The organism is Thalassospira sp. UBA4513 (assembly GCF_002388495.1).
Classification (GTDB): Bacteria; Pseudomonadota; Alphaproteobacteria; order Rhodospirillales; family Thalassospiraceae; genus Thalassospira; species Thalassospira tepidiphila.
On sequence record NZ_DGMR01000037.1, the window covers coordinates 20,070 to 39,520 of the forward strand.

The window sequence follows — 19,451 nt, forward strand, 5'->3', positions numbered from 1 at the left end:
CAATATAAAGCGTGGGTGACTTTCGAAGTCAGTGTTTTATGCCAATTTCAAATCCTGTTTTGGTGATTTTCACTAAAATGTCAAAGCGGCTTGCAGGGTTTGAAATCGTGTGTCTAATGTCCTCGCTCTAATCGCGCTCTTTATGTAATGGTCGCAAAAAGAATGACCGGCATAGAGGGTTAAAACCGGGGGTTACCCGATAACAATAAGACGGAGGCTTTGCGGGTTTGCCAGGGGGCTATGGGGAGACAGTGTCTCATCCAATCATTACATCTGTGTGTGAATTGATACCTTCTGCTGATCTGGCGAAGTCCTTGTATGTCTGTGCCAAATCTAAGGTTGTGCAATGGATTGGGCTTATTTCCTACAACAATTGATCAATGGTCTGACGCTGGGGGCCATTTATGGTCTGATCGCCATCGGTTACACGATGGTTTATGGCATTATTGGCATGATCAACTTTGCGCACGGTGAGATCTATATGATCGGTGCGTTCCATTCCCTGATTACCTTCCTGATCTGTCAGGCTGCCGGTATCAGTGGAATTCTACCTCTTACCCTTCTTTTGATGCTGTTCGTTTCAATGGTTCTGACCTCTGTCTATGGTTGGGGCGTGGAACGAGTGGCATATCGGCCGCTGCGCGGCTCATTCCGTCTGGCAGCTTTGATTTCTGCCATCGGGATGTCCATTTTCCTGCAGAACTTCGTTCAGATTTCGCAGGGCGCGCGCGTGAAACCGATGCAGCCGCTTGTTGAGGGCGGCATTACCCTGATGGAAAGCGCGAATTTCGACGTTCAGCTTAGCTATATGCAGATCGTGATTATCGTTCTGACATTTGTGCTGATGGTTGTCTTCTCGCTGCTGATTGCCAAAACGTCCCTGGGCCGCGCACAGCGTGCCTGTGAGCAGGACCGTACGATGGCAGGCCTTCTGGGTGTTAACGTTGACCGCACCATCTCGACCACGTTTGTCATGGGGGCTGCCCTGGCATCGGTCGCGGGGATGATGGTGACGTTGTATTACGGCGTGATCGACTTCTATATCGGCTTCCTTGCCGGTGTTAAGGCGTTCACCGCAGCCGTTCTTGGCGGTATCGGATCTTTGCCGGGCGCAATGCTTGGCGGTCTTCTTATCGGCCTGATCGAGGCCTTCTGGTCGGGTTATCTCACGATTGAATACAAGGATGTCGCAACGTTTGGCATTCTGGTTCTTGTGCTGATCTTCCGTCCGTGGGGTCTGCTCGGCAAGCCGGAGGTGGAGAAAGTCTGATGTCTGCTGCATTTGCTTCTTCTCGTACCAATGGCTCGGAAGTGGTCAAGGAACTTGCGTTCTTTGCCGTGATCGCGCTGTTGATGTCGGTCATGCTCCTTGGTGTCGAGACGGTTGACCGTCCGACCGGTCTGGAACTGGCTGTGCGTTGGGATCTTGTCCTGATTGCAATCGGGGCGACTGTGATCGGGCGTCTTGGCCTGATTTTCCGCCGCGAGAACATTTCACGTCTCGGCCAGGCCGTTCTGATTACGCTTTCTGCCGTTGCCGTTTTTGAAATGTTCGTACGTTTCCGCGAACTTGACGACCGTTGGGTTTCGCCGGTGGTTCTTGATATGGCGTTTGGCAGTGTGGTCAGCACCATCGTCGGTATCGCGTTTGTGGCGATCATTTTTGCCACGGCCTATTTCACGATGAAAGACAAGACCGCGGCTGATGTCGATGAAAGCGCCAAACTGTCGTCCAAAATCCAGTTGGCGTATCGTTCGAACACCAAGAAAATCGGTATGATCGGGATTATCTTCTTTATCATTTTCCCGTTCATCTTTGGCGAAGACCGTTCCGCAATCGACCTTGCGACCCTTGTGATGATTTACATCATGCTGGGGTGGGGCCTGAACATTGTGGTTGGTCTGGCAGGTCTTCTGGATCTGGGCTATGTGGCGTTCTATGCGGTCGGGGCTTACTCCTATGCATTGCTGTCACAGAACTTCGATCTGAGCTTCTGGCTGTGCCTGCCGCTGGCCGGTATCTTTGCGGCAAGCTTCGGGATTATCCTTGGCTTCCCGGTTCTGCGTCTGCGCGGTGATTATCTTGCGATCGTGACCCTTGGTTTCGGTGAGATTATCCGCGTTGTTCTGATCAACTGGTATGACCTTACCGGTGGTCCGGACGGGATTTCGTCAATTGAACGTCCGAGCTTCTTTGGTATGGCCGATTTCTCGCGGCGTGTTCCGGACGGGGCGATTGGCTTTAACGAGCTGTTCGGCATGGAATACTCGTCCATGCATCGCCTGATCTTCCTGTACTACCTGATCCTTGTGCTGGCGCTGGTGACGAACTTCGTGACCCTGCGTCTGCGCAAACTGCCGATCGGTCGTGCCTGGGAAGCGTTGCGTGAAGACGAGATCGCCTGCCGTTCGCTTGGCATCAACCCGACCAACACCAAGCTGTCGGCATTTGCCATCGGCGCGATGTTTGGTGGCTTTGCCGGCGCGTTCTTTGCAACCCGTCAGGGCTTTATCAGCCCGGAAAGCTTCACCTTCCTTGAATCGGCTGTGATTCTTGCGATTGTGGTTTTGGGCGGCATGGGCAGCCAGATCGGCGTCGTGTTGGCGGCAATTGTGATGATCGGTTTCCCGGAAATGTTCCGTGAACTGGCCGAATATCGCATGCTGATCTTCGGGGCAGGTATTGTTGCCATCATGCTCTGGCGTCCGCGCGGTCTGTTGTCCTTCCGTGATCCGACCATTCTGCTCAATATGAGCCAGAAAGAAAAAGTTGCCGGAGAAGTCAAATGACCGACAACAAACTGCTTGAAGTCGAACATCTGACCATGCGTTTCGGTGGTCTGGTCGCGATTGATGATCTGTCTTTCAATGCCAACAAGCGTGAAATTACAGCCATCATCGGCCCGAACGGGGCAGGGAAAACCACTGTGTTTAACTGCCTGACCGGGTTCTATGTTCCGACCGAGGGTCGCCTGACCCTTCATGCCGACGATGGGCCGCGGTTGCTGGAACGGACCGAAGGGTTCCGCATTCCACGTAACAAAGGTGTTGCCCGCACGTTCCAGAACATCCGCCTGTTTACCGGGATGACGGTTCTGGAGAACCTGATCGTTGCCCAGCATAACCGACTGATGGAGGCCTCTGCGTTCTCTCTTGCCGGTTTGTTCAACCTTGGCAGATATGCCAAGGCGGAAAAGGAAGCGGTCGAGAAGGCGGAGTTCTGGTTGGAGAAGGTTGGTCTGTATGCGCAGGCTGACTGGAATGCCGGTAACCTGCCATATGGTTCCCAGCGTCGCCTGGAAATCGCACGTGCCATGTGCACCGACCCGTCACTGCTTTGTCTGGACGAACCGGCTGCGGGCCTAAACCCGCGTGAGTCGGCGGAACTGAACGTTCTGTTGCAAAGCATCCGTGATGATCAGGGCGTTGGCTGTCTTCTGATCGAGCATGATATGAGCGTTGTCATGCAGATTTCCGACCATGTGATCGTTCTTGATTACGGTAAAAAGATTGCCGATGGCAATCCAGAGGCCGTCAAGAATGATCCGGCTGTTATCCGCGCCTATCTTGGCGAAGAAGAGGATGACGAGCTTCCGCCGGAAGTTGCTGCCGACCTTCATCTTGATCCGAAAGCGCAGTGAGGGAGTCCATCGATATGTCCATGCTTAAAATCGAAGGTGTTCATACCTTCTATGGCAATATCGAAGCCCTCAAGGGCATTGATATGGAAGTCAATGAAGGTGAAATCGTCACCCTGATCGGTGCCAACGGTGCCGGCAAAACCACGTTGCTTATGACCTGCTGCGGTTCGCCGCAGGCCAGCAAGGGGCGCATTCTGTTTGAAGGCCAGGATATCAGTCGCATGCCAATGCATGAGATCTGCCAGCTTGGTATTCAGCAGTCCCCGGAAGGGCGTCGTATTTTCCCGCGCATGTCGGTTTATGAAAACCTTCAGATGGGCGCAATCACCCAGGATCCGAAATATTTCAATTCGGATATCGAAATGGTGTTTGATCTGTTCCCGCGTCTGAAGGAACGCATCAACCAGCGTGCCGGTACGATGTCTGGTGGTGAACAGCAGATGTTGGCGATTGGCCGTGCGCTTATGGGCCGTCCGCGTCTTCTTCTGCTTGATGAGCCGTCACTTGGTCTGGCGCCACTGATCGTGAAGCAGATTTTCGAAACGGTTGAGAAGATTAACCGCGAGAAAAAGATGACGGTCTTCCTCGTTGAGCAGAACGCATTCCATGCGCTCAAACTGGCTCATCGTGGATATGTGATGGTCAATGGCAATATCACGCTCTCGGGGACGGGTGCAGAACTTCTGGCAAACCCGGAAGTCCGCACAGCCTACCTCGAGGGTGGCCACTAGGGAGTTCTGAGATGGAAGCGATTACGGGTACCAGCATTGGTGTCACAATCGGAATGACCATCATCCTGATGGGGTTCTGCGGTTTCATGACCGGTCAGGCCATCGCAAACACGTGGCGTCCGGCCTGGCAACTTGTGCCTTATGCACTGTTGCTTGGCTGCGTTGACCGCTTCATGGTTTTTGCCCTGTTTGAAGGTGAGCTTCTTTCACTTTCCGGCTACATTTTTGATACGGTAATCCTGTTTGCAATCACCTTCGCGGCGTTCCGCCTGACGCAGGTGAACAAGATGCTGTCGCAATATCCGTGGCTGTATGAACGGGTTGGTCCGTTTGCGTATCGCGCCCGCGAAGGTGCTGATGTTCGCTGATATTTGCGGGGACGTAACGCGTCCCCGCATGGTTGCCCGATAACGGGCAATCATCTGGTTTGTACTCATGCGCCCCGAATACGGAGCGCTATGGTGCGAGGGAACTGAAACCGGTAATCGGCGATAAACACGGGCCGGTTTCAGATCCAAAAAGATGATTCTGTCATGGTGATGGAATCAACCTTTGGAACAGGGAGACTTCTCTTATGTCGAAAACCAAGCTCGGCCTTCTTGCCACTGCTTCCGCGCTTGTTCTTTCAATGGGTGTAGCAAAAGCTGACATCGTTGTCGCGACCGTTGGTCCGATGACCGGTCCGTATGCTGCATTTGGCGAACAGATGACCCAGGGTGCAGAGAAAGCAGTTGCTGACATCAACGCAGCTGGTGGTGTGAACGGCGAAATGCTCGTCCTCGAAATCGGCGATGACGCTTGCGATCCTAAACAGGCTGTTGCTGTTGCCAACCAGTTGGTTAGCAAAGACGTTGCACTTGTTGCTGGTCACTTCTGCTCTGGTTCCTCGATCCCGGCTTCGGAAGTTTACTTCGAAGAGGGCATCATCCAGATTTCCCCGGCTTCGACCAACCCGCAGCTGACCGAACGTGACATGGACAACGTGTTCCGTGTTTGCGGTCGTGACGATCAGCAGGGTGAAGTTGCTGGTAAATACCTGGCTGCAAACTATGGCGACAAGAAAATCGCCATCGTTCACGACAAACAGGCTTATTCCAAAGGTCTGGCTGACGAAACCAAGAAAAACCTCAATGCGAACGGCGTAACCGAAGCCCTTTACGAAGCAATCACCCCGGCTGAGAAAGACTACTCGGCTCTGGTGACCAAGCTGAAGTCCGAAGGCATCGAAGTTCTGTATTATGGTGGTTACCACACCGAACTCGGTCTGATCGTTCGTCAGATGCGCGCACAGGGCATGGACACCATGGTCATGTCTGGTGACGCGATCAACACCCTTGAATATTGGGCAATTACCGGTGATTCCGGCGAAGGCACCATCTTCACCGCATCGCCTGCAATTGAAACCGATCCGCGCAACGCCGACCTCGTCAAATACTTCGACGAAATCGGTTACAAGCCGGAAGGTTACACCCTGTTCACCTATGGTGCGATCCAGGCTTGGGCTCAGGCTGCCAACAAAGCTGGCTCGACCGACTTCGAGCCGGTTGTAGATGCCCTGCATTCCGAGAAATTCGACACCGTTCTTGGCGAAATCTCGTTTGACGCCAAAGGCGACGTCGATGCTCCGGGTTACTGGATCTACACCTGGAAAGACGGTCAGTACACCGACGGTGCTATCCAGAATCCGTGATCAACTGCGAACGGTCAGTCCAGCCTAGAGCTGGGCTGACCCGACTTTTGCAGTCGGATACGAAAAACGCCGCCCTGAATGAGGGCGGCGTTTTTTCTTTCGGTATTTGGTTGGGGAAGGCGTTATTTCGCCTTGCGACCCAAACCGATTTTCTTGGCAAACTGCGAACGCTGCTTGGCGTAATTCGGTGCGACCATCGGGTAATCTGCCGGCAGGCCCCATTTCGCACGGTATTCTTCCGGGGTGAGGTTGTAGGTCGTGCGCAGGTGACGTTTCAGCATTTTCAGCTTTTTGCCGTCTTCGAGGCAGACAATATAATCATCGCCAATAGATTTTTTGATCGGAACAGCCGGTTTCAACGGTTCCTGTTCCGGTTCTTTTTCAACACCGTGTATATCATCAAGAGAAGCAAAGACAGTCGAAATCAGTTCCGGAATCTGTGCCGCGGCAAGCGCATTGTTGCTGACATAGGCAGATACAATGTCGACGGTCATCTGTAAAAGTTCGTCGCGATCAAGCACGCTGTTCTCGGTTTCAGCCATAATTGAAGTAATCCTTCATTTGATAAATCACATTAAACTTAATGCACTATTCAATCGGTATAGTCAAACCACAGAAAAACACAAGGTTATTTGTTTAATAGAGCATGTTTTGGTTTATAGGGATGTTATATTAAAGTTTATGCTTTGGCAGAGAAGATTAAACCCTCTTAAATTTCAGACCGTACAGGAAATACAACCAAACAGATTGCGCAATAATACTGTTTATATGGCTGGATCGTACTTTACGGCCATGGCGGCATTCTGATACCTGCATGGACCTTGTTGACGGCGTTAAAGCTGACATATGTGTTCAATATACGGAGCGTTTGAACCATAACGGTTTTACTGCGTCAGTTCTGTTTGGAAAACTTGCTGTTTTGCATGAGCTGCGCGTTGGCAGCCCCGACGCTATATGCTACAAGGCGCTCAAATTTTAACTTTTGCTTTTGAATAAAGGCACGCCTATGACCGTCAAAACCCTTGCGATTGCCTCCGACCACGGTGGTGTGGAACTGAAATCAACCATTGCTGAAACCTTGAAAAAGCGCGGGATTGAAGTGCTTGATCTGGGCACAGATGGTTCGGCTTCGGTTGATTACCCCGATTATGCGCAGGCAGTGGCCAAGGCCCTTATCGATGGCAAGGCCGAGGCGGGTATTCTCGTCTGTGGATCTGGCATCGGTATGAGCATGGCAGCCAACCGTTATCCGCAAATCCGCGCAGCGCTGGTTCATGACCGTCTTTCCACGGAACTTTGCCGTCAACATAACAACGCAAATGTTCTTTGCCTTGGTGCCCGCCTTATTGGCGAAGCCACGGCACTTGATTGCGTTGATACCTTCCTGTCGACCGAATTCGAAGGCGGTCGTCATGAAGGTCGCGTCGCAAAAATGTCCTGCTCCGTCTGATTTTCTCGCCATCTGGCATCAACCGGAACGGGCAGGCGGTTCCTTAAGGGATCGTTACCCGTCACATCGCATCGAAAGAGGCCCCCGCATGTCGTTCAAAGGCTTTTTCACCACCAGCTTGGCCGAAGCTGATCCGGCACTGTACAAATCTGTCACCGACGAGCTTGATCGTCAGCAGAACCAGATCGAGATGATTGCTTCGGAAAACATCGTTTCCAAAGCGGTTATCGAGGCACAGGGCACTGTCCTGACCAACAAATACGCCGAAGGTTATCCTTCGCGCCGTTATTATGGTGGTTGTGAATATGTTGACGTTGCCGAACAGCTGGCAATTGATCGCGCCAAGGAAATCTTCGGCTGCGAGTTTGTCAACGTTCAGCCCCATTCCGGTGCGCAGGCAAACGGTGCGGTGATGCTGGCCCTTTGCAAGCCGGGCGATACCATTCTGGGTATGTCACTTGATGCTGGTGGTCACCTGACGCACGGCGCACGTCCGGCACTGTCGGGCAAGTGGTTCAATGCGGTTCAGTACGGCGTTCGTGAAGACGATCTGACCCTTGATTACGATCAGGTCGAAGCCCTTGCGGTCGAGCACAAGCCAGCCCTGATCATTGCCGGTGGTTCGGCCATTCCGCGTCAGATCGATTTCAAGCGTTTCCGCGAAATCGCTGACAAGGTTGGCGCTTTGCTGATGGTTGATATGGCGCACTTTGCTGGCCTGGTTGCCGGTGGCGTTCATCCGAGCCCGCTTCCTTATGCAGATGTCGTGACCACCACCACGCATAAAACCCTTCGTGGTCCGCGTGGCGGCATGATCCTGTCAAACAACCTCGAGATCGGCAAAAAGATCAATTCCGCCGTCTTCCCGGGTCTGCAGGGTGGTCCGCTGATGCATGTGATTGCGGCCAAGGCGGTTGCCTTTGGAGAAGCACTGCGTCCGGAATTCAAGGCATATGCCCAGCAGGTTGTTGATAACGCCAAGGCACTGGCCGAAGTCCTTGTCAAACGTGGCTTTGACATCGTGACCGGCGGTACCGATACGCACCTGATGCTGGTGGATTTGCGTCCGAAGGGCCTGAAAGGCAACACGGCGGAAGTCGCACTGGAACGTGCAGGCATTACGTGTAACAAAAACGGTATTCCGTTTGACACCGAAAAGCCGACCATTACGTCTGGCGTGCGTCTTGGTACGCCGGCTGGTACCACGCGTGGTTTCGGTGTTGCCGAATTCCAGCAGATCGGTGAACTGATCGGTGACGTTCTGGATGCCATGGTCGACAACCCGGAAGGCAATGCCGAAGTCGAGGCCGCCGTCCGTGCGAAGGTTGAAGACCTCTGCAAGCGTTTCCCGATCTATTCCTGATCGATTTGAGGCTTAGATAAAAATATGCGTTGCCCGTTTTGCGGACATACCGATACCCAGGTTAAGGACTCCCGTCCGACCGAAGAGCATCATGCCATTCGTCGCCGCCGGTTCTGTCCTGCCTGTGGATCGCGCTTCACGACATTTGAACGTGTCCAGTTGCGTGAATTGATGGTTGTGAAGACAGACGGGCAACGCGAATTGTTCGACCGCGACAAGCTGGCGCGGTCGATCTTTCTTGCCTGTCGCAAACGCCCGATTGAAGACGAACGTGTTGAGAAGGCCCTTAATGGCATTCAACGCCGTCTTGAAAGCAGTGGCGAAAGCGATATTTCCACCGATACCATTGGTGAAATGGTGATGGAGGCGCTGAATGCCCTCGATCAGGTGGCTTATGTACGCTACGCTTCGGTGTACAAGAATTTCCGTGAAGCGCGTGACTTCGAACAATTCGTCGAAAAAATGCATGATGGGGAAGAAGAGGCGGACGCAGAGTAATGACAGCCCCCGCGTTTAGCGAAGACGACCGGCATTTCATGCGGGTCGCATTGAGCCTGTCAAAACGCGGTTTGGGAAATGTCTGGCCTAACCCGTCGGTTGGCTGTGTCCTTGTTTCTTCTGATGGCACCATCGTTGGCCGTGGTCACACGCAGCCCGGTGGCCGCCCGCATGCCGAACGTGTTGCCCTTGATCTGGCCGGTCCGCTGGCCCGTGGTGCAACCGCCTATGTTACCCTTGAACCTTGTAGCCATGTTGGCAAAACGCCGCCCTGTGCAACCGGTCTTATCGAAGCCGGGGTGTCGCGCGTTGTCAGCGCGCTGACAGATCCGGATCCGCGCGTGTCGGGCAGAGGGCATGAAATGTTGCGTGATGCCGGCATTCAGGTTGATGTCGGGCTTTATGCCGACGAGGCCCGCCGTGTCAATGAAGGGTTCCTTTCCAAGGCCGAGCGTTCCCGTCCGTTTGTCACCCTTAAACTGGCATCGACCCTTGATGCGCGATCTGCGACGGCCAGTGGCGAAAGCCAGTGGATTACGGGTGCTAGCGCACGCGAAGCCGGTCACATGCTGCGCGCCAACCATGACGCCATTCTGGTTGGTGCCAAGACGGTTATCGCCGATGATCCGAGTTTGACTTGTCGCATTGCCGGGCGGGAGTATCAATCGCCGGTGCGTGTCATTCTGGACCGCGCAGGCGACGTACCGGTTACTGCCAGGCTTGTCGAGACGACCGACGATGTGCCGACATGGGTGGTGACAGCCGACAAGAATTTCGCCGAACTATCGGAAAAATTTGAAAAAACTGCGGTAAAAGTGATTTCTGCGGGATGCGCAGGCGATCATCTGGACCTACATGATGTCCTGCGTAAGCTGGCAGATGAAGGTCTGACGCGTGTCCTTGTTGAAAGTGGCGGAAATCTTGCCGCCGGTTTGATCAGGGCGGGAGTTGTCGATCGTATCATTCATTTTGTCGCGCCATCGCTGATTGGTGGTGACGGCAAGGCAATGATTGCGGACCTTGGTTTGAAACAGCTTGCAGACGCACCGCATTTCAAACGTACTTCAGTTCGTGAAGTTGGTGCAGATATTGCGGTAACCTACGATAAAATAGCGGAATAAATGAATGTTCACTGGCATCATCACCGATATCGCAACCGTTCGCGCAATCAAGAAAACCGGCGACACCCGGTTTGAGTTCACCACATCGTTTGATACCTCAAAGATCGTTTTGGGGGCGTCGATCGCGTGCAATGGTGCCTGCATGACCGTGATCGAAACCGGTGATGACTGGTTTGCCATCGAGGCATCGGCAGAAAGCCTGTCGCGGACAACGCTGGGTGATCTTGTTGTCGGATCCAAGGTCAACCTCGAACAGGCGACGCGTGTCGGCGATGAATTGGGTGGTCACATCGTATCCGGGCATGTCGATGGCGTTGCAACGCTGACCAAACGCGTACCCGAAGGCGACTCTTTGCGCCTGACATTCGAAGTGCCCGAGGCCTTTGCAAAATATATCGCCTCCAAGGGGTCGGTGACACTTGAAGGTGTGTCTTTGACTGTCAACGAGGTTGACGGAAACACATTTGGTATCAATCTGATACCTCATACCCAAAACGAAACCACATTGGGTTCAAAGCAACCGGGCGACCGGATCAACTTTGAAATCGATATGCTGGCACGCTACGTCGCGCGCATGCTGGGCAAGGATTGATCAACAATGCCGCATAATTATCTTTCGCCAATCGAAGACGTCATCGAAGAAGCCCGCAATGGCCGGATGTTCATTCTAGTCGATGACGAGGACCGCGAAAACGAGGGCGATCTTGTTATTCCGGCCCAGATGGCAACGCCCGATGCCATCAATTTCATGGCAACCCATGGCCGCGGCCTGATTTGCCTGACGCTTGAGTCTGAGCGCTGCGACGAGCTTGGCCTGACCATGATGAGTGCGCATAACGGCACGCGCCACGAAACAGCCTTTACCGTATCGATCGAAGCCAAAACCGGCGTCACCACCGGTATTTCGGCACCGGACCGTGCGCGGACTGTGGCCGTCGCAATTGATCCCAATGCTGGTCGCCACGACATCGTGACACCGGGCCATGTATTCCCGCTTCGTGCCCGTCCGGGTGGGGTTTTGGTACGTGCTGGCCATACAGAGGCTTCTGTTGATATCGCACGCCTTGCGGGCCTGAACCCGTCGGGTGTCATTTGTGAAATCATGAGTGATTCGGGTGAAATGGCGCGTTTGCCAGAACTGGTCGAGTTCGCCAAGAAACACAATCTCAAGATCGCGCAGATTGCCGATCTGATCCGCTATCGCCGCAAGCATGAAAAGGTCGTGCAGCGTAAGGCCACCACCAAGATCAAAAGTGTGAATGGCGGCGAGTTTGACATGCATCTTTATGTCAACAACGTCACCTATGCCGAACATATTGCGCTGGTTAAAGGCGATATTTCTGATGAAGCGCCGGTTCTGACCCGTGTGCATGCCCTAAATGTGATAGAAGATGTCTTGGGCGATACCCAAACGGGGCATCAGGGCCAACTTTCGGCCGCCATGCGCCAGATCGGCGAGGAGGGGCGTGGTGTGGTTGTCCTGATCCGTGAACCGCGCCCGAACACGCTGTCTGCTTCGATTGCCAAACTGATCGAGGTGAATGGCGGTGATGGCGATGCCCTGCGTCAGGAACTGGCGAATGAAAACGGTGATGGCGATTTGCGCGACTATGGTGTTGGTGCGCAAATCTTGCATGATCTTGGCATTCGCGACATGATTCTGCTTTCAAATACCAAACGCCACATTGTAGGACTTGACGGCTTCGGTCTAAATCTGGTTGATCAGCGTCCGCTTGTCGTCTCGGAGGAATAAAATCATGAGCAACGCCCCCCACATTCTGATTGTGGATGCGCCGTATTACACGCATATCGTCGAAGACCTTGTCAAAGGGGCTGCTTCGACGCTGCAAGCTGGTGGCGCGACATGGGACCGTATTTCGGTCGCGGGTGCGTTTGAAGTGCCAATTACCATCCGTTATGCTGTGCAGTCGATGGAAGAACTGGCTACCGGTCCGCGCTATGACGGTTATCTTGCGCTGGGTTGTGTTATCCGTGGCGAAACCACGCATTACGATCACATTTGCGAAGAAGCCAACCGTGCGCTGATGCAGCTTTGCCTTGACTACAACCTGGCAATCGGCAATGGCATCCTGACTGTCGAGAACGAGGCGCAGGCACTTGCACGGGCCAAGGCTGACGAAAAGAACAAGGGCGGCGAAGCTGCCAAAGCTGTTCTGCGTCAGATTGAAGTTCAAAACCACTTTGGAATACATCACAAGTAATGACCGAGAAATCAAAGGCATCAGCCGCACAACGGCGCAGCGCGGCGCGTTTTGCCGCTATTCAGGCGCTTTACCAGGCAGAGCTTTCGCAACTGCCTGCCGCTGATATCGTGCGCGAATATTCCGACTTCCGCCTTGATGGTACGGGTGGTCGCGATCTTGATGTGCCGAACGAAGACCTGATCGATCCGGATCGCGGCTTTTTCGCCGATCTGGTTCAGGGTGTTGCCGCGCGCATGGTCGATCTTGATGCGCTGATCAATGGTGCGCTTGAAAAGGGCTGGACCACGCAGCGTCTTGAGACGGTTCTGCGCAGCATCTTGCGTGCGGGCACGTATGAACTGATCGCACGTGAAGACGTGCCGATGCGGGTTGTCATCACGGAATATGTCGACGCAGCGCATTCGTTCTTTGACGAGAACGAACCGAAGCTGGTCAATGCCGTGCTGGATCGCATCGGGAAAACCTTGCGTCCCGGTGAAGCCGGACAGAATTGATATGGCAGCGCGATCCGGCGAATTTGAACTGATCGCGCGCCATTTTGCGCCCATTGCGCAAAGTGATCCGGCCGCATTGTCTTTGAAGGATGATGCGGCCGTATTTTCACCACCAGCCGGGCACGAGGTTGTTGTCACAACCGATGCGCTGGTGGCTGATGTCCATTTCCGAAGCATTGATGAACCGGAACTGATCGCGAAGAAAGTTCTGCGCGTGAACCTGTCGGACTTGGCGGCCATGGGCGCCCGACCGGGCGGCGTCGTCTTGAGTTCGGGTTATAATCGCGATCTTTCTGATGACTGGGTTGCGCGATTTGCCAAGGGCTTTGGCGAAGACTGTGCGGCTTATGATGTTTCACTTTGGGGCGGAGATACGGTTGCAACCCCGGGTCCGACATTCTTCAGTCTGACCGCATTTGGCTATGTTCCAACGGGCAGGGCCCTGCGACGTGATCTGGCAAAGCCGGGCGATGTTTTGGCCGTCACCGGAACGTTGGGTGATGCGGCCTTGGGGCTCGCACTACTGAACGGCGAATTTCCCGATCTTGACCCGGATTTGGCCGAGTTCCTGAAAGACCGTTATTGGTTGCCGCAGCCGCGGATGACGGAAAGTGCGGCCTGTATCGCATCGGAAAGACGCCTGGCTGCCATGGATATTTCCGACGGGCTTGCAGGGGATTGTCGCAAAATTTGCTCTGCTTCGGGTGTCGGTCTTGTGATCAACCGCGATGCTGTTCCGTTATCCAAGGCAGCGCGCGCTGTGCTGGATGGTGATGAAGACCAGTGGTCGCGCATTCTTGCGGGCGGTGATGATTACGAACTTCTGATTGCTGGCGCACCCGATGATGTTGCTGCCCTGGGCGATGCGTTCACCGTCATCGGCGGGGTGACGGATGAAGTTGGTGTTGTATCACTGATCGGGACGGATGGAAAAATGGCCGAACTCGCAGATGGCGGGTTCGACCATTTTAAATAACGACAGATCTCTTGATCGGCTCAGCCGGCTTATTTCTGCTCGCTGAAGCGGCCGAGGTTGCCGAACAGCTGTTGCAGGATCGTGATTTCACGACCGGCAGTCGGTGTAACGCGGTCCGTCGGGATAACCGGTTTGCCGTCTTCGAGGTCATATTCACTCAGGATTTCGACGCGATTGGCCGCATCGAAGCTGATCAGAATGACTTTCTGCTGGACGGTTTCAGGTTCGAAAAACGCAACGGTCTCGGTCACACTGGAAATATAAAGCCAGACATTTTCGTCAAAGGCGGCAACCGATGATGGCGATCCCAGAATATTGGTCACATCACCCTTGGTCGATTCTCCGACAGAGATCTGTTCAAGCTGTTCTGGGTCCGGCGCGTGGCCGCGGGTCGCAATTCTGGGGCTGCAGGCAGCGACAAAGGCAATAGCCAGCCCTGCCAGCATGATCAGGGGAATGCGGGTAGTTTTGTTATCCATGAAGCTCACCTGAGCGACCCTCTTCTTGAAGCGAAACCGGAATTGCCTTGAGTTTCTGCGCGAGGCGCATGATATTGCCGGGCAATGCATGGGGCAGACATGCCCCAATGAGATTTACGGCATTCTGCGTGCCACGACAGGAATGTCAACGAAGGAGTGTTACTGTTGTTTGGATGGCTTAAGAAAAAAGACCGCAAGCAAACTGCTGCGTTCGAGCTTTACACGGCAATGGTAACCCAGGCGCGCCAACCGGACTTCTACGCAAAGCTTGGCGTTCCCGATAAGATGGAAGGGCGCTTTGACCTTATTCTCGTTCATGCATTCATCCTGTTTCGCCGTTTGAAGGCCGATGATGGTGACCGTGATCTTGCACAGCGCATCTTTGATGTGATGTTTTCTGATCTTGATCAGAACATGCGTGAAATGGGGATCGGCGATGTCGGTATCCTGAAACGGATCCGCAAGATGTCTGAATCCTACCATGGGCGCATTGTTGCCTATGAAGAAGGTGTTCAGTCTGGCGCAGCCGAGCTTGCCGCCGCACTGGACCGTAATCTTTACGCTGACTGTAATGTCAGCAATGAACAACTTATGGCGATGGTCGGCTATATCCACGACGCGCTGACCAGCCTTGAAAATCAAACCATTTTGCAAATGCAGAACGGCGCGGTTCATTTTCCCGATGTCCCGGCTGTTGCTGTATCTGACTCGCACGAGAAAGAACGACCTGATGCCTGATAATTTTACCCCCGAGTTTTCCCGTATTGTCAAAACCGATGAAATGGTCAGTGGCAAAGAGAAACTTGTTATTGAAGCCAATGAAAAGGAACGTGCCGAACTGGCCAAACGGTTCGAGCTGGTTTCCATCGATAGCCTGCGCGCCGAGCTCGAAGTTAAAACCGCGTCAAACGGCGAAGTTACCGTGCGTGGCCCGATGAGTGCCGAAATCGTTCAGCGCTGTGTCGCAACACTGGAGCCCGTGCCGGAAACCGTTGAAGATACGGTCGAAGTTCTTTTCTCGCCGCATGTTTCCGAAGAAGACATGCCGTCAAACCCGGACGATCTTGAAAATCTGTCGGAAGCCGAATTGATGGCGCTGCTTGAACAGCCCGAACCGCTTGTTGATGGCATGATTGATCTGGGCGAGGTTGTTGCACAGTTCCTTGCCGTTGCGATGGACCCGTATCCGCGCAAGGATGATGCGGAGCTGCCGGACTCGATCCAGACCGAAGAAGAGGCCGACGCCGACAAACCCAACCCGTTTGCGCAGCTTGCAGGCCTTAAAGAACAGCTTGAAAAGAAAAAATAGTGGTCATCCAGGCGGGAACGTCTGATGATTAGGCTTGTTGAATATGCCGGTATTTACCGGCATTTCACATTTTGACTGCACTATGATCGAGTTCACGCTGTTATGGTGTGGGCAGCCGGAATGTGCTTTACCTTGTATCTGGTGGAGAATTCCGGTAATTACGGGCGTTCCGGCCCATTGATGACAAGCTTTGCCTATTGGCTTGCCTGCCGGATACCCGGTTCAGAGATTTTAGAACAACCATAAGAGAATACGTTGCCTGAACAGGTTTGCATATCACTTGACGCGATGGGAGGAGACCACGCGCCTGAGATGGTTTTGGCTGGTGCCGAAATTGCGCTCAAGCGTTTGCCCCATCTCAAGTTTCTGATGTTTGGTGATGAAGCGAAACTCAAACCGCTTTTGGCCAAATATCCAACACTGGAAGCTGTCAGCGACATCCGCCACGCTTCGCAGGAAGTCATGATGGAAGACAAACCTTCCGTCGCGCTTCGCCAGCGCCGTGATTCCAGCATGCGTCTTGCCATCAACGCCGTCAAAGAGGGCGACGCACAGGGTGTCGTGTCTGCCGGGAATACCGGTGCGCTGATGGCGATGGCCAAGTTCGTTTTGAAAACTGTCCGCGGCATCGATCGCCCGGCAATTGCCACCTATATGCCGACACAGCGCGGCGAGACGGTGATGCTTGACCTTGGCGCAAACATCGAATGTGACGAACACAACCTTGTGCAGTTTGCCCTGATGGGTGAAGTGTTCACACGGATCCTGTTTGGCCTTGAAAAACCGTCTGTCGGTTTGCTCAATGTTGGTATCGAAGAACTCAAGGGGAATGAGTCGGTCAAGAAAGCCGCGGCGATTTTGCGCGACATTGATCTGCCGATCCGTTTTGAGGGCTTTGTTGAAGGGGATGACCTGGCCAAGGGTACGGTCGATGTGATCGTGACTGACGGGTTTACCGGCAACGTTGCGCTGAAAACCGCAGAAGGTACTGCGCGTCTGCTGGTGCATTTCCTGCGCGAGACGTTCAAAAGTTCGTTCTTTGCCAAGATCGGTTATCTTCTTGCCCGTCGTTCGCTGCAGCGTTTCCGTGATCGCATGGATCCGCGCCGTTATAACGGGGCCATGTTGCTTGGCCTGAATGGTATTGCGGTCAAAAGCCATGGCGGCACTGACGCGCTTGGTTTTTCCAACGCCATCGGGGTTTGCCACGATCTGATCGTGAACAACCTCAATGACAGCATCAAGCACGAGCTTGCACTATTTGAAGAGGCCATGAGCGGCCTTGAAAATGCGGAGCAAGAAGACGTTGCCGTTCCTGTTGGTCAAGCCAACTGATTAACCCACCAGAAAAACAGAAAACCGGCGGTCCCCAAATCATGACAACTCGTTCTCGCATTATTGGTTGCGGTTCATATTTGCCTGCAAACGTTGTAACCAATGATGATCTGGCCAAGCGCGTTGACACGTCAGATGAATGGATTGTTGCCCGTACGGGCATTCGTCAGCGTCACATCGCAGCCGAAGGTGAAACCACCAGTGATCTTGCCTTTGCTGCTGCCAAAAGCGCGATGGAACATGCCGGTGTCACATCTGATGACATCGATCTGATCATTGTTGCGACTGCGACCCCGGACAACACATTTCCGGCGACAGCCACCAAGGTGCAAAATCGTCTTGGGGTCAAAGGGTTCGCCTTTGATGTGCAGGCGGTCTGTTCTGGCTTTATCTATGCGCTGACGACCGCGGATATGTATATCCGTAACGGTCAGGCCAAAACCGCGCTTGTTATCGGGGCGGAGACTTTTTCGCGTATCCTTGATTGGGAAGATCGCCGGACCTGCGTGCTGTTTGGCGATGGTGCGGGGGCCGTCGTTGTGCAGGCCGTTGAAGGCACGGGCACGATTGAAGACGTGGGTATTCTTGCCAACCGTCTGCATTCCGATGGCAGCAAGTATGAGCTTCTTTATGTTGATGGCGGACCGTCTGCGACCCAGACCGTCGGGCATTTGCGCATGGAAGGTCAGGAAGTCTTCCGCCACGCTGTGACAAACCTTGCCAGCGTTATCCGCGAAGTTCTGGCCGATACCGGCCTTGAGCCGGGCGATATTGACTGGCTTGTACCGCATCAGGCCAACCAACGCATTCTTGATAGTACGGCGCGCAAGTTTGGTATTTCCAAGGATAAGGTGGTTGTGACGGTTGATCGTCACGCCAACACGTCTGCGGCGTCAATCCCATTGGCACTGGCCGAGGCTGTCCATGATGGACGTGTCAAACGCGGTGATATTGTCGTGCTGGAAGCCATGGGCGGCGGTTTTACCTGGGGCGCATCGATAATGCGTTGGTAAAGCCGGACCATTTGTGCGGAATGACACAAATTCACGTGAAATTCTTAATTTTCACAACATTCCGTCAAAAAGCATTGTATCCTGTTGATATTGAGTGATTTCGCTACCAGATATAGCCTTGTAAATTAAGTCCCGTAATTAGGAGGCGGCCTGTCATGTCGGAAACAACGATTACCCGTGCGGATCTCGCGGAAGCCGTTTATCAGGAAGTTGGTCTGTCGCGGAATGAATCCGCCCAGCTGCTTGAAACTGTTCTCGATGAAATTTCATCGGCACTGATCAAGGACGAAGTTGTAAAAATTTCCTCTTTCGGAAGTTTCTCTGTTCGTCAGAAAGGTCAGCGTATCGGACGAAACCCGAAAACGGGTGAAGAAGTACCGATCCTTCCGCGTAAGGTGCTTGTCTTCCGGCCTTCACAGGTCCTGAAAGCCCGAATTAACGCTTAAGAAAAAGAAGTCATGAAAACGAACTTGGGGGCTGCGGCGGGAACTTCCCGCCGGACAGCAAAGTCTGACTCTGCTTTTCGCACAATTAGCGAGGCTGCAAAGGAGCTTGGTCTTCAGCAGCACGTCCTGCGGTTCTGGGAATCCAAGTTTCCCCAGATCCAGCCGATGAAACGGGCAGGGGGCAGACGTTATTATCGTCCAGAAGACATTGATTTCCTTGCCCATATTCGCACGCTGCTGCACGATCAGGGCTTTACGATCAAGGGGGTCCAAAAGCTCCTTGATCAGAACAAGGGCAAGTTGCCATCGGAAATCGCTGTAACCGGCCAGGACGCAGAGACGGGCGCATCGGATATGGCGCCAGGTACAGCTGTGTCTGGAATGACCAGTGTCTCCGGTCAGGACAAAACAGCGCTGAAAGCTGTTTTGGGCGAACTCGAAGAACTTCAGGCGATCCTGCGCACAGGCCTGCAGGACGTTAAAAAAAATCCATAAAAACCATTTGCGTCTTTGGCGTGGCGCCGCTATTTATCGAGCCGCGCCAAACGGCGCAACTCTACGGTCGGAGCGTGGCGCAGCCTGGTAGCGCACCTGCATGGGGTGCAGGGGGTCGGAGGTTCGAATCCTCTCGCTCCGACCAATTATCTCCCCTTTGATATTATTGCGAAATTTCGCGTCTT

The 19,451-nt window shown here is 53.6% G+C and carries 23 protein-coding genes and 1 tRNA gene; 22 read left to right on the top strand and 2 right to left on the bottom strand.

All coding sequences use genetic code 11. The features are described 5' to 3' along the window. The first annotated feature begins 346 nt into the window (after positions 1–346). The 6 genes from B2T33_RS14980 (at position 347) to B2T33_RS15005 (ending at position 6,062) form a co-directional block, all read left to right on the top strand. Entirely contained in the window at positions 347–1,270 is a 924-nt protein-coding gene (locus B2T33_RS14980) for an ABC transporter permease subunit (RefSeq protein ID WP_008891118.1), read from the top strand. Continuing rightward, positions 1,270–2,790: a high-affinity branched-chain amino acid ABC transporter permease LivM gene (gene livM / locus B2T33_RS14985; RefSeq protein ID WP_286792478.1), complete on the top strand. Its 1,521-nt coding sequence runs from the start codon at positions 1,270–1,272 to the stop codon at positions 2,788–2,790. Before B2T33_RS14980 ends, livM begins: the two co-directional genes overlap by 1 nt. Next, positions 2,787–3,641: an ABC transporter ATP-binding protein gene (locus tag B2T33_RS14990; protein ID WP_064789159.1), complete on the top strand. Its 855-nt coding sequence runs from the start codon at positions 2,787–2,789 to the stop codon at positions 3,639–3,641. Before livM ends, B2T33_RS14990 begins: the two co-directional genes overlap by 4 nt. A gap of 20 nt (positions 3,642–3,661) precedes the next feature. Further along, positions 3,662–4,372 carry an ABC transporter ATP-binding protein gene (locus tag B2T33_RS14995; protein WP_286792524.1) on the top strand — a complete coding sequence of 237 codons (711 nt, stop codon included), beginning with the start codon at positions 3,662–3,664 and terminating at the stop codon, positions 4,370–4,372. Positions 4,373–4,383: 11 nt separating this feature from the next. Beyond that, a complete protein-coding gene (locus tag B2T33_RS15000; RefSeq protein ID WP_008891114.1) occupies positions 4,384–4,740 on the top strand; it encodes a DUF6867 family protein in 357 nt (118 codons plus the stop codon). Positions 4,741–4,946: 206 nt separating this feature from the next. After that, positions 4,947–6,062 (top strand): branched-chain amino acid ABC transporter substrate-binding protein, encoded by a 1,116-nt coding sequence (locus B2T33_RS15005; protein WP_008891113.1) that lies wholly within the window; start codon positions 4,947–4,949, stop codon positions 6,060–6,062. A 122-nt stretch (positions 6,063–6,184) separates the two neighbouring features. Here B2T33_RS15005 and B2T33_RS15010 read toward each other — a convergent pair whose 3' ends face one another. Next, on the bottom strand, positions 6,185–6,604 hold the full coding sequence (locus tag B2T33_RS15010; protein ID WP_008891112.1) for a MucR family transcriptional regulator: 420 nt from the start codon (positions 6,602–6,604) through the stop codon (positions 6,185–6,187). 464 nt (positions 6,605–7,068) lie between these two features. On the opposite strand from B2T33_RS15010, the gene rpiB reads away from it, so the two are divergent. From rpiB to thiL, 9 genes are all read left to right on the top strand, one after another. Continuing rightward, positions 7,069–7,512 carry a ribose 5-phosphate isomerase B gene (rpiB, locus tag B2T33_RS15015; RefSeq protein WP_008891111.1) on the top strand — a complete coding sequence of 148 codons (444 nt, stop codon included), beginning with the start codon at positions 7,069–7,071 and terminating at the stop codon, positions 7,510–7,512. An 88-nt stretch (positions 7,513–7,600) separates the two neighbouring features. Beyond that, positions 7,601–8,875, top strand: a complete 1,275-nt coding sequence (gene glyA, locus B2T33_RS15020; RefSeq protein WP_064789160.1) for a serine hydroxymethyltransferase — start codon at positions 7,601–7,603, stop codon at positions 8,873–8,875. A 24-nt stretch (positions 8,876–8,899) separates the two neighbouring features. After that, positions 8,900–9,373 (top strand): transcriptional regulator NrdR, encoded by a 474-nt coding sequence (gene nrdR / locus B2T33_RS15025; RefSeq protein WP_008891109.1) that lies wholly within the window; start codon positions 8,900–8,902, stop codon positions 9,371–9,373. Next, positions 9,373–10,494, top strand: a complete 1,122-nt coding sequence (ribD, locus tag B2T33_RS15030) for a bifunctional diaminohydroxyphosphoribosylaminopyrimidine deaminase/5-amino-6-(5-phosphoribosylamino)uracil reductase RibD (RefSeq protein ID WP_286792479.1) — start codon at positions 9,373–9,375, stop codon at positions 10,492–10,494. Before nrdR ends, ribD begins: the two co-directional genes overlap by 1 nt. Positions 10,495–10,498: 4 nt before the next feature. Next, complete coding sequence (locus B2T33_RS15035; RefSeq protein WP_063089459.1) at positions 10,499–11,086, top strand: riboflavin synthase; 588 nt, start codon at positions 10,499–10,501, stop codon at positions 11,084–11,086. A 6-nt stretch (positions 11,087–11,092) separates the two neighbouring features. Next, on the top strand, positions 11,093–12,247 hold the full coding sequence (ribB, locus tag B2T33_RS15040) for a 3,4-dihydroxy-2-butanone-4-phosphate synthase (RefSeq protein ID WP_286792480.1): 1,155 nt from the start codon (positions 11,093–11,095) through the stop codon (positions 12,245–12,247). A 4-nt stretch (positions 12,248–12,251) separates the two neighbouring features. Further along, entirely contained in the window at positions 12,252–12,716 is a 465-nt protein-coding gene (gene ribH, locus B2T33_RS15045) for a 6,7-dimethyl-8-ribityllumazine synthase (RefSeq protein ID WP_008891105.1), read from the top strand. Further along, positions 12,716–13,213 (top strand): transcription antitermination factor NusB, encoded by a 498-nt coding sequence (gene nusB / locus B2T33_RS15050; protein ID WP_063089462.1) that lies wholly within the window; start codon positions 12,716–12,718, stop codon positions 13,211–13,213. Before ribH ends, nusB begins: the two co-directional genes overlap by 1 nt. 1 nt (position 13,214) lies before the next feature. Beyond that, positions 13,215–14,189, top strand: coding sequence for a thiamine-phosphate kinase (gene thiL / locus B2T33_RS15055; protein WP_286792481.1), 975 nt, complete (start codon positions 13,215–13,217; stop codon positions 14,187–14,189). 29 nt (positions 14,190–14,218) lie between these two features. Here the strand turns inward: thiL and B2T33_RS15060 are convergent, their stop codons facing one another. After that, positions 14,219–14,668, bottom strand: coding sequence for an outer membrane protein assembly factor BamE (locus tag B2T33_RS15060; RefSeq protein WP_008891102.1), 450 nt, complete (start codon positions 14,666–14,668; stop codon positions 14,219–14,221). 156 nt (positions 14,669–14,824) lie between these two features. Between B2T33_RS15060 and B2T33_RS15065 the strand changes: the two genes are divergently transcribed. The 7 genes from B2T33_RS15065 (at position 14,825) to B2T33_RS15095 (ending at position 19,411) form a co-directional block, all read left to right on the top strand. Further along, positions 14,825–15,406, top strand: coding sequence for a ubiquinol-cytochrome C chaperone family protein (locus B2T33_RS15065; RefSeq protein ID WP_371810694.1), 582 nt, complete (start codon positions 14,825–14,827; stop codon positions 15,404–15,406). Then, a complete protein-coding gene (locus tag B2T33_RS15070; RefSeq protein WP_008891100.1) occupies positions 15,399–15,977 on the top strand; it encodes a YceD family protein in 579 nt (192 codons plus the stop codon). Before B2T33_RS15065 ends, B2T33_RS15070 begins: the two co-directional genes overlap by 8 nt. Before the next feature lie 255 nt (positions 15,978–16,232). Then, positions 16,233–17,312, top strand: coding sequence for a phosphate acyltransferase PlsX (gene plsX / locus B2T33_RS15075; protein ID WP_063089467.1), 1,080 nt, complete (start codon positions 16,233–16,235; stop codon positions 17,310–17,312). A gap of 41 nt (positions 17,313–17,353) precedes the next feature. Beyond that, a complete protein-coding gene (locus B2T33_RS15080; RefSeq protein WP_286792483.1) occupies positions 17,354–18,325 on the top strand; it encodes a beta-ketoacyl-ACP synthase III in 972 nt (323 codons plus the stop codon). Between the two features lie 155 nt (positions 18,326–18,480). Then, positions 18,481–18,771 (top strand): integration host factor subunit alpha, encoded by a 291-nt coding sequence (locus tag B2T33_RS15085; RefSeq protein WP_008891097.1) that lies wholly within the window; start codon positions 18,481–18,483, stop codon positions 18,769–18,771. 12 nt (positions 18,772–18,783) lie between these two features. Then, a complete protein-coding gene (locus B2T33_RS15090; RefSeq protein ID WP_286792484.1) occupies positions 18,784–19,266 on the top strand; it encodes a MerR family transcriptional regulator in 483 nt (160 codons plus the stop codon). 68 nt (positions 19,267–19,334) lie between these two features. Further along, positions 19,335–19,411: transfer RNA gene (locus B2T33_RS15095), tRNA-Pro, on the top strand. The last annotated feature ends 40 nt before the right edge of the window (positions 19,412–19,451 follow it).